Source organism: Cellulomonas uda (assembly GCF_006538705.1).
Classification (GTDB): domain Bacteria; phylum Actinomycetota; class Actinomycetes; order Actinomycetales; family Cellulomonadaceae; genus Cellulomonas; species Cellulomonas uda.
On the sequence record NZ_BJLP01000005.1, the window covers coordinates 83459 to 91778 of the forward strand.

The following is an 8320-nucleotide window of genomic DNA, read 5'->3' on the forward strand; positions in this document are numbered from 1 at the left end:
ATGGGGACGCGCGGCCCGTGACGCCGCAGCCGAGCGCCTGCGCTACGGGATCGCGCGCACGCGCCGCGCGTCGGCCGACTGCGTGAGCAGCTGCTCGCTCGGTGTGGACTCGTCCGACCACCGCAGGAGCGCCCCGACGCCGTCCGCCAGCTCGGCCGCCCCGTCCGGGGCGAACGTCACGCCCGCGTCCTGCGCGAGCGCAGCCCGCACGAGCGCGACGACCGCCGGGTACCGTCGACCGTCCGCGACGCCCAGCGTGTCGAGGTCGGCCTGGTTGGTCGCGAGCTCGAGCGGCTGCAGGCCGACGAGCACCTCACGCTCCTGCAACGCGCCGAGCGCCCCGTCACCGAGCACCAGCTCGGCGACCTGTCCCCGGCGCAGCACCTCGACGACGTCGTCGAGGGAGGTCACCGCGGCCTCGCCGCGCCCCAGCGCCTGGCCGAACCGGTCGAGCACCGCGTGACGGCGACGCGCGCGCAGCTCGTCCACCGCGGCCCGCACGCGCTGTGCGAACGCGTCCGGCTTCGCCCCGGCGCCGCGCGCCCCGCCGGGCACCTCGACGACGAGCTCGCGGACCTGCTGGCCGACCTTCTCGCACACGAGCGCGACCGCACGCACGTCACCGGTGAGCACGACGAGCTCGGGGGTGCGTTCCGCGACGCGCTTGTCCAGGAACGCCGCCACCTCCTCGGCGTTGCGCTGCCACGAGTCCTCGGCCCGCGACTGGTTGCGCCGCGACAGCCCGTTCTCCCGGGTCTTGTGCACGTCGTCGTGACCGCCCTCGACGCTCTCGTGCAGCGGTTCGCCGTCCTCGCCCACGCCGGGGCGGGCACCGCCCGCGGACTTCCACACAAGGTCCGCACCCGTGCGGTCGACCGCGACGACGAGCAGCTCGACCGCCTCGTCGGCGGCCCGCACCGCGGGCAGCAGGTCGGGCACCGGTCCGAACGTCGCGATCGTCCGAGCGGGCGGCTCGCCCACGACGCGGTCGACCAGCACGCCCTGGCCGTCCGCCACGATCACGCGCCCGTGCGGTCCTCGCACGCCCGTCGGCACCGCGACCAGGTCGGCGATCTCGTCGAGCACGGCACCCGGCGCGCCCTCGCGCTCGAGCTCCCGCCGTGCCGCCTTCCAGCGGTCCGCCGCCTCCGACTCCCCCGCCGACTCTGCTCTCGTCGCGTCGAGGAACACGGTGACGAACGGCGACGTCCGGCCGAGCAGCGGCTTGAGCCAGTGCAGGTCCATGCGGCAACCTCCTTCGGCCCACGAGGTGGGCCGTGCAGTGGACGGTGCCCGGGACGCGGACGTCAGCGGTCGCGCGTCTCGAGCCTCGCTGACCACTCCTAACCAACCGCAGGTTGGCGCCCCACGCCACCCCTGGCGACGGCCCCGCGGGAGGGCGCCGCGGCACGGTCAGGTGGTGGCGTCACCACCTGCGGGTTCGCGCCCGCCGTCCTGCGCGATCGCCTCGTGGTGGCGGATGACCTCCTCGACGATGAACGCCAGGAACTTCTCCGCGAACACCGGGTCGAGGTCCGCCTGGTCCGCGAGCTCACGCAGGCGCGCGACCTGCCGGACCTCGCGACCCGGGTCCGACGGGGGCAGTCCGCGCTGCGCCTTCAGGACCCCGACCTGCTTGGTCGCCTTGAACCGCTCCGCGAGCAGGTAGACCAGCGCGGCGTCGATGTTGTCGATGCTGTGCCGCAGCCGGGCGAGCTCGGGCGGGATGTCCGTCGGCTGCGCCGCCCCGGACGCTCCCCCGTGCTCGGGAGCGGGTTCGGCGGGGCGGATCGCGTCGGTCACGCCCGCGATCCTAGGCCGCGAACCGCGCGGTCAGGCGCTCTTCTCGCGGGGCGGGCGCTTCTCGCGCGGCACGAGGGTCGGGTTCACGTTCTCGAGCACCACGTCGCGCGTGATGAGCACGCGTGCGACGTCGTCGCGGCTCGGGACGTCGAACATCACCTGCTGGAGGACCTCCTCCATGATGGCGCGCAGACCGCGTGCGCCCGTCCCGCGCAGGAGCGCCTGGTCCGCGATCGCCGCGACGGCCTCCTCGTCGAACTCGAGCTCGACGCCGTCGATCTCGAACATCCGCTGGTACTGCTTGACGAGCGCGTTGCGCGGCTCCGTGAGGATCCGCACGAGCGCGTCCTGGTCGAGCCGCCCGACGGCCGCGACGACCGGCAGACGCCCGATGAACTCGGGGATGAGCCCGTACTTCTGCAGGTCCTCGGGACGGACCTCGGAGAACAGGTCGCCCTCCTCGTGGTTGTCGACGAGCGGCGCGCCGAACCCGACGACACGCTTGCGTGCGCGGGCGGCGATGATGTCGTCGAGCCCTGCGAACGCCCCGGCCACGATGAACAGGACGTTCGACGTGTCGATCTGGATGAACTCCTGGTGCGGGTGCTTGCGACCGCCCTGCGGCGGGACCGAGGCCGTCGTGCCCTCGATGATCTTCAGCAGCGCCTGCTGGACGCCCTCGCCCGAGACGTCACGCGTGATCGACGGGTTCTCGCTCTTGCGGGCGATCTTGTCGATCTCGTCGATGTAGATGATGCCCTGCTCGGCCTTCTTGACGTCGTAGTCAGCGGCCTGGATGAGCTTGAGCAGGATGTTCTCGACGTCCTCACCGACGTAGCCGGCCTCCGTCAGCGCGGTGGCGTCGGCCAGGGCGAACGGCACGTTGAGCATGCGCGCGAGCGTCTGGGCCAGATACGTCTTTCCCGTGCCCGTGGGGCCGACGAGCAGGATGTTGGACTTGGCGATCTCGACCTGGTCGTCGGCGTTGCGCACGCCCTCACCGGCCTGGATCCGCTTGTAGTGGTTGTACACCGCGACCGACAGGGCCCGCTTGGCCGACTCCTGCCCGATGATGTACTGCTCGAGGAACGCGAAGATCTCGCGCGGCTTCGGCAGCTCGACCAGGCCCGTCTCGTTGGCCTCGGCGAGCTCCTCCTCGATGATCTCGTTGCACAGCTCGATGCACTCGTCGCAGATGTACACGCCGGGCCCGGCGATGAGCTTCTTGACCTGCTTCTGGGACTTGCCGCAGAAGGAGCACTTGAGCAGGTCGGCACCGTCCCCGATCCGAGCCACGTCTCGTCCCTTCCTCGCGCTGCGCCGCCCCTCGCGGCCTGCGTCCTTGCGATCGTCGGCTGCTGCCGACTGCGTGCTGTCGTGCTGCGGGCGTCGCCGCCGGTGTCCCATTGGACACTACGCCGCGCGCCGTGTCCCGCGTACCCCGCATCGTGTCGCGGCGTGTCCTCGCTCGTCCGGGCGGTCCGGGCCGTCTGAACCGTTTCGGCGTGCCGGATCTGGGCTATCGGGCGCGTCGGCGGCCTGGGCGGCTCGCCGTCAGGAGCGACGACGGCGGGCGCGTCCGGGCAGGATCACCCGTCCGCGCCCGCCGAGGTCGTCACTCGCAGTGCGCCGTCAGGACGGCTCGACGACCGTCGGGCGCGCGCCCTTGCGGCTCGCGAGCACCTGGTCGACGAGTCCGTACTCGAGGGCCTGCTGCGCCGTGAGGATCTTGTCACGCTCGATGTCCTGGCGGACCGCGTCGACGTCCCGCCCCGTGTGGTGCGCGATCGTCTCCTCGAGCCACTCGCGCATGCGGATGAGCTCGTTGGCGTGGATCTCGATGTCGGACGCCTGCGCGTACCCACCGCCCTCCATCGCGGGCTGGTGGATCAGCACGCGCGCGTTGGGCAGCGCCAGGCGCTTGCCCGGGGTGCCCGCCGCGAGCAGCACGGCCGCCGCGGACGCGGCCTGCCCGAGGCAGACGGTCGCGATCTGCGGCTTGATGTACTGCATCGTGTCGTAGATCGCCGTCAGCGCGGTGAACGAGCCACCGGGCGAGTTGATGTACAGCGTGATGTCGCGGTCCGGGTCGGTGCTCTCCAGCACCAGGAGCTGCGCCATGACGTCGTCGGCCGAGGCGTCGTCCACCTGCACGCCGAGGAAGATGATGCGGTCCTCGAACAGCTTGGTGTACGGGTCCTGCCGCTTGAAGCCGTAGGCCGTGCGCTCCTCGAACTGGGGCAGCACGTAACGGGCGGACGGCGCGGCGGCCGCCGGACGGCCGAAGCCGCCGGCCAATGCGCCCGCGCGGGCGATGAACTGGGACTCGGTGCTCACTGGATCTCCTCGCGGTCTCGAAGGCTCAGGCGGTCCCGCCGCGGCCCGTGACGGAGCTCGCGGCCTCGACCACGTGGTCGATGAACCCGTACTCGAGCGCCTCCGGGGCGGTGAACCAGCGGTCACGGTCGGCGTCCGCGTTGATCTGCTCGACGCTCTTGCCCGTCTGCGCGGCGGTCAGCTCCGCGAGCACCGTCTTCATGTGCAGGATCAGCTGCGCGTTGATGCGCACGTCCGTCGCGGTACCGCCGATGCCGCCCGAGGGCTGGTGCATCATCACCCGCGCGTGGGGCGTCGCGTAGCGCTTGCCCTTGGCGCCCGACGAGAGCAGGAACTGCCCCATCGAGGCCGCCATGCCCATCGCGATCGTCGCCACGTCCGGCTTGATGTACTGCATCGTGTCGTAGATCGCCATGCCGGCCGTGATCGAGCCGCCGGGCGAGTTGATGTACAGCCAGATGTCCTTGTCCGGGTCCTCCGCGGCCAGGAGCATCATCTGCGCGCAGATCGCGTTCGCGTTCTCGTCGCGCACCTCGGAACCGAGCCAGATGATCCGCTCGCGCAGCAGCCGGTTGTAGATGTGGTCGTTCAGGCCGAGTCCGGGAGAGTCGGCCCGGGCCATGGCCGGGAAGTCGTTCACGAAGGCTCCTTGGTCGAAGCGGCATCCTTGCGTCGCAGTGACACTAACGCCCGGCCGCCGCAGATCCGGCCCGGCCACGGCCCGTTTCGCTGTCGGCGCAGCACGCGCGCGGCGGGTGCGGGCCGGGACGACGAGAGCCCCGTCACCGGCGTGCGGCGACGGGGCTCCCGGTGGAGCGGGGCGACCGTCAGGCGGTCGCGTCCACGGCCGCGTCGGCGACCGCGGCGGCAGCGGCGGCGTCGTCCTGCGACTCGGCCGCGTCGTCCTCGTCGGTGCCGATGAAGTCGGACAGGTCCACCGCGGCACCCGACGGGTCCGTGACCGTCACCTGGCGCAGCGCGACGGCGATCGACTTCGAGCGCGCGACCTCGGCCACCATCGCCGGGATCTGGCCGCCCTCGTCGAGCGTCTTGATGAACGTGTTCGGGTCCATGCCGTACTGGCGCGACGCCTGCACGAGGTACTCGACGAGCTCCTGCTGCGAGACCTTGACCTCGAGCTTCTCGGCGAGCGTGTCCAGCAGGATCTGGTTGCGCAGCGCGGTCTGCGCCTGCTCCGTGACCTCTGTGCGGTGCTCGTCGTCGTCCAGGCGGCCCTCGGACTCGAGGTGACGGTGCACCTCGGCCTCGACGACACCCGACGGCACGGGGATCTCGATGCTCTCCACGAGCTTCTCGACGAGCAGGTCACGCGCCTGCACCGCCTGGTTGGAGACCTTGATGCGCGCGGCCTGCTCGCGCAGGTCCGCCTTCAGCTCGTCCAGCGTGTCGAACTCGGACGCGAGCTGCGCGAAGTCGTCGTCGGCGTCGGGCAGCTGACGCTCCTTGACGGTGGTCGCCGTCACCGTGACCTGAGCCTTCTCGCCCGCGTGCTCGCCACCGGCCAGCTCGGTCTCGAACGTCGTCGTCTCGCCCGCCGACAGGCCCGTCAGCGCCTCGTCCAGACCCTCGAGCATGTTGCCCGAGCCGATCTGGTAGCTCACGCCGGACACCGAGTCGACCTCGGCGTCGTCGATCTTCGCGACCAGGTCGATCACGACGAAGTTGCCGGCCTCCGCCGGGGCGTCCACGCCCACGAGCGTGCCGAAGCGCTCACGCAGCGCGTCGAGACGGCCCTCGACGTCCGCGTCCTCGACCTCGACGCCCTCGACCTCGATGGCCAGGCCGTCCAGCGCGGGGAGCTCGAGCTCGGGGCGCACCTCGACCTCGGCGGAGAAGTGCAGCTCGCCCTCCTCCTCGCCGGCCACCAGGCCGGGGACCTTGGTGACCTCGACCTCGGGCTGGCCGAGGGGACGCAGCTTGTTCTCGCGCACCGCCTCGGCGTAGAAGCCGCCCAGACCCTCGTTCACCGCGTGCTCGATGACCGCCGGACGGCCGACGCGCTGGTCGATGATGCGCGGCGGCACCTTGCCCTTGCGGAAGCCCGGCACCGTCACCTGCTCCGCGATGTGCTGGTACGCGTGCTCGATGCTCGGGCGGAGCTCGTCGTACGTCACCTCGACGGTCAGCTTGACCTTCGTCGGCTCCAGGGTCTCGACGGCGCTCTTCACTTCGATGCTCTCCAACTGATCGGGGTGGTTTCGCCGTTCCCGGCGGCGGTGCGAGGGCGCCGGCGCGGCGACAGGCTCGAGGCCAGGTCCATGAGGTCGGGCTCAAGGGCTGAGGCGCTCAAGGGCTGAGGCGCGCACGGGCGACCCTCGATGGTACGTCACGCGCCGGAGCACGGACGAATCACAGCCCGGCCGCCACCTAGCGGCGGCCGGCCCCCGAGCGGTCGCCCCGGGGCGGTTCGGACGGACCGGAACGAGCCGGTACCCTTGACGCCGCCGGTCGCACCTGTGCGGCCTGTGCGGACGTAGCTCAATGGTAGAGCCCCAGTCTTCCAAACTGGCTACGCGGGTTCGATTCCCGTCGTCCGCTCCCCCGCCCGCCCACGCACGTCCTCCGGGCCTGCGCCGATCCACCCGCCCAACCCGTCGAGCGGGCCCATGCGTCGTTCACGTGCTCGTCGTCGCCGCGCGCGTCGAGGAACGCGTGCACGGCGGAGCCGCGGTAGTGGCGCTCGGGGCGCTCACGGACCATGACCATGCGGAACCAGTACTGCTCGACCTCGGCGAGGTGGCGCACGATGCCGGGCAGGGACATGTCCGACGGCGGGACGGAGCGGCGCGCGAGCGTCGCGCAGGGCCTGTCGAACAACCAGATCGGCCGCCGGCTGTACATCTCCGGCAAGACCGTCTCGGTGCACGTGTCGAACGTGCTCGCGAAGCTCGGCGCGTCCGGCCGCGCGGAGGCGGTCGACGTCGCGCACCGTCGCGGCCTGATCGGCGCCCGGTGACCTGGTCGGGGTGGTCGGATTCGAACCGGCGACCTTCCGCTCCCAAAGCGGACGCGCTACCAACCTGCGCCACACCCCGTCGCGCGAGGGGGCCCGCGCGACGCCCAGCCTAGGGGACGCGTCGCGGTCACCCCTTCGGGTCAGGCTGTGGTGGGATGTGCGCGTGCCGACGTTCTTCACCCACGCCGACCGCGTCCTGTTCCAGGGCGACTCGATCACCGACTGGGGCCGGGACCGCCAGGACCCGCTGAGCCTCGGCCACGGGTGGGTGGCGATCGCCGCGGCGCTGGCCGGCGCGCGACGGCCGGACCTGGGACTCACGTTCCTCAACCGCGGCGTGGGCGGTGACACGGCCGCGATGGTGCGGGACCGCTGGGAGCGGGACACCCTCGCGCTCGAGCCGACGGTGATCTCGCTGCTCGTCGGGGTCAACGACACGTGGCGGCGCTACGACAGCGGGCAGCCGACGAGCACGCGCGAGTTCGAGGAGCACTACCGCGCGATGCTCGACTCGGCGCGCGCGCGCCTGGACGTGCGGTTCGTGCTCGTCGAGCCGTTCCTGCTCCCGCTCACGCCGGAGCAGGAGGCGTGGCGCGAGGACCTGGACCCGCGCATCGCGGTCGTACGGTCGCTCGCCCAGGAGTACGGCACGAGCCTGCTCGCGGCGGACCTGCTGTTCGCGGAGGCGATCGAGGCCGCGGGCGCGGCGCACTGGACGACGGACGGCGTGCACCTGACCGCGGCGGGCAACGGGCTGCTCGCCGAGGCGTGGCTCGACGAGCTCGGCGTGCCCGCCTGAGCGCGCACGGACCGGCCGGCCCGGGGGGACGGCGCGGCGCGCGGGCACCTCGGGCGTGGGTGGCGTGCGGCAGGCTGCAGACGTGATCGTCGTCGTCGCCCGGCCGGCGGGCTCGTCCGCGTCGCCGGACACCGTGGGACCGGACCGCGTGGTCGCGGTCCGCGAGAGCGGTGCCGCGGTGCTCGGCCCCGAGCGCGCGGTGCGCTGGGCGTGGGCGGACACGCACGCGTGGTACCCGCGCCTGCTGGCGGACGGCGTGCACGTCGAGCGGTGCCTGGACCTGCGCCTCACGCACCGGCTGCTGCGCGGCTCGGCGTCGTGCGCCGGGTCCGACCTCGCGCACGCGCCCGCGGGTCCGTTCGACGCGGCGGGGCCCGCCGACCCGGCGTCCGCGCGGCCCGCCT

The 8320-nt window shown here is 72.4% G+C and carries 7 protein-coding genes, 2 tRNA genes and 3 pseudogenes; 4 read left to right on the top strand and 8 right to left on the bottom strand.

All coding sequences use genetic code 11. The features are described from left to right. Window positions 1–42: 42 nt before the first annotated feature. The 6 genes from CUD01_RS02740 to tig all read right to left on the bottom strand — a co-directional run bounded on the left by CUD01_RS02740 (window position 43) and on the right by tig (window position 6329). Window positions 43–1245 carry a baeRF2 domain-containing protein gene (locus tag CUD01_RS02740; protein WP_141318526.1) on the bottom strand — a complete coding sequence of 401 codons (1203 nt, stop codon included), beginning with the start codon at window positions 1243–1245 and terminating at the stop codon, window positions 43–45. Window positions 1246–1413: 168 nt separating this feature from the next. Further along, window positions 1414–1728, bottom strand: a complete 315-nt coding sequence (locus CUD01_RS02745) for a chorismate mutase (RefSeq protein ID WP_141318545.1) — start codon at window positions 1726–1728, stop codon at window positions 1414–1416. A 105-nt stretch (window positions 1729–1833) separates the two neighbouring features. After that, on the bottom strand, window positions 1834–3099 hold the full coding sequence (gene clpX, locus CUD01_RS02750) for an ATP-dependent Clp protease ATP-binding subunit ClpX (protein WP_094179690.1): 1266 nt from the start codon (window positions 3097–3099) through the stop codon (window positions 1834–1836). A gap of 336 nt (window positions 3100–3435) precedes the next feature. Continuing rightward, window positions 3436–4140 carry an ATP-dependent Clp protease proteolytic subunit gene (locus CUD01_RS02755; RefSeq protein WP_141318528.1) on the bottom strand — a complete coding sequence of 235 codons (705 nt, stop codon included), beginning with the start codon at window positions 4138–4140 and terminating at the stop codon, window positions 3436–3438. A 25-nt stretch (window positions 4141–4165) separates the two neighbouring features. Continuing rightward, on the bottom strand, window positions 4166–4762 hold the full coding sequence (locus CUD01_RS02760) for an ATP-dependent Clp protease proteolytic subunit (RefSeq protein ID WP_166772124.1): 597 nt from the start codon (window positions 4760–4762) through the stop codon (window positions 4166–4168). Between the two features lie 205 nt (window positions 4763–4967). Beyond that, a complete protein-coding gene (gene tig, locus CUD01_RS02765) occupies window positions 4968–6329 on the bottom strand; it encodes a trigger factor (protein ID WP_094179687.1) in 1362 nt (453 codons plus the stop codon). A 299-nt stretch (window positions 6330–6628) separates the two neighbouring features. On the opposite strand from tig, the gene CUD01_RS02770 reads away from it, so the two are divergent. Next, window positions 6629–6699, top strand: a tRNA-Gly gene (locus CUD01_RS02770). A 126-nt stretch (window positions 6700–6825) separates the two neighbouring features. Here CUD01_RS02770 and CUD01_RS16930 read toward each other — a convergent pair. Then, a pseudogene (locus CUD01_RS16930) lies at window positions 6826–7002 on the bottom strand (mycothiol transferase); the annotation flags it as partial. Here CUD01_RS16930 and CUD01_RS02780 point away from each other — a divergent pair. Then, window positions 6956–7117: pseudogene (locus CUD01_RS02780) on the top strand (response regulator transcription factor); the annotation flags it as partial. The pseudogenes CUD01_RS16930 and CUD01_RS02780 sit on opposite strands and share 47 nt — an antisense overlap. A 2-nt stretch (window positions 7118–7119) precedes the next feature. Here the strand turns inward: CUD01_RS02780 and CUD01_RS02785 are convergent. Beyond that, window positions 7120–7196 (bottom strand) — tRNA-Pro (locus CUD01_RS02785). Between the two features lie 84 nt (window positions 7197–7280). Between CUD01_RS02785 and CUD01_RS02790 the strand changes: the two genes are divergently transcribed. Continuing rightward, complete coding sequence (locus CUD01_RS02790; RefSeq protein ID WP_141318529.1) at window positions 7281–7916, top strand: SGNH/GDSL hydrolase family protein; 636 nt, start codon at window positions 7281–7283, stop codon at window positions 7914–7916. A gap of 82 nt (window positions 7917–7998) precedes the next feature. Next, window positions 7999–8320 (top strand): annotated as a pseudogene (locus tag CUD01_RS02795) (bifunctional 3'-5' exonuclease/DNA polymerase); the annotation flags it as partial.

Coding starts and splice junctions, on each gene's coding strand:
- CUD01_RS02740 (WP_141318526.1), bottom strand. CDS start 1,245: ATGGACCTGCACTGGCTCAAGCCGCTGCTCGGCCGGACGTCGCCGTTC.
- CUD01_RS02760 (WP_166772124.1), bottom strand. CDS start 4,762: ATGGCCCGGGCCGACTCTCCCGGACTCGGCCTGAACGACCACATCTAC.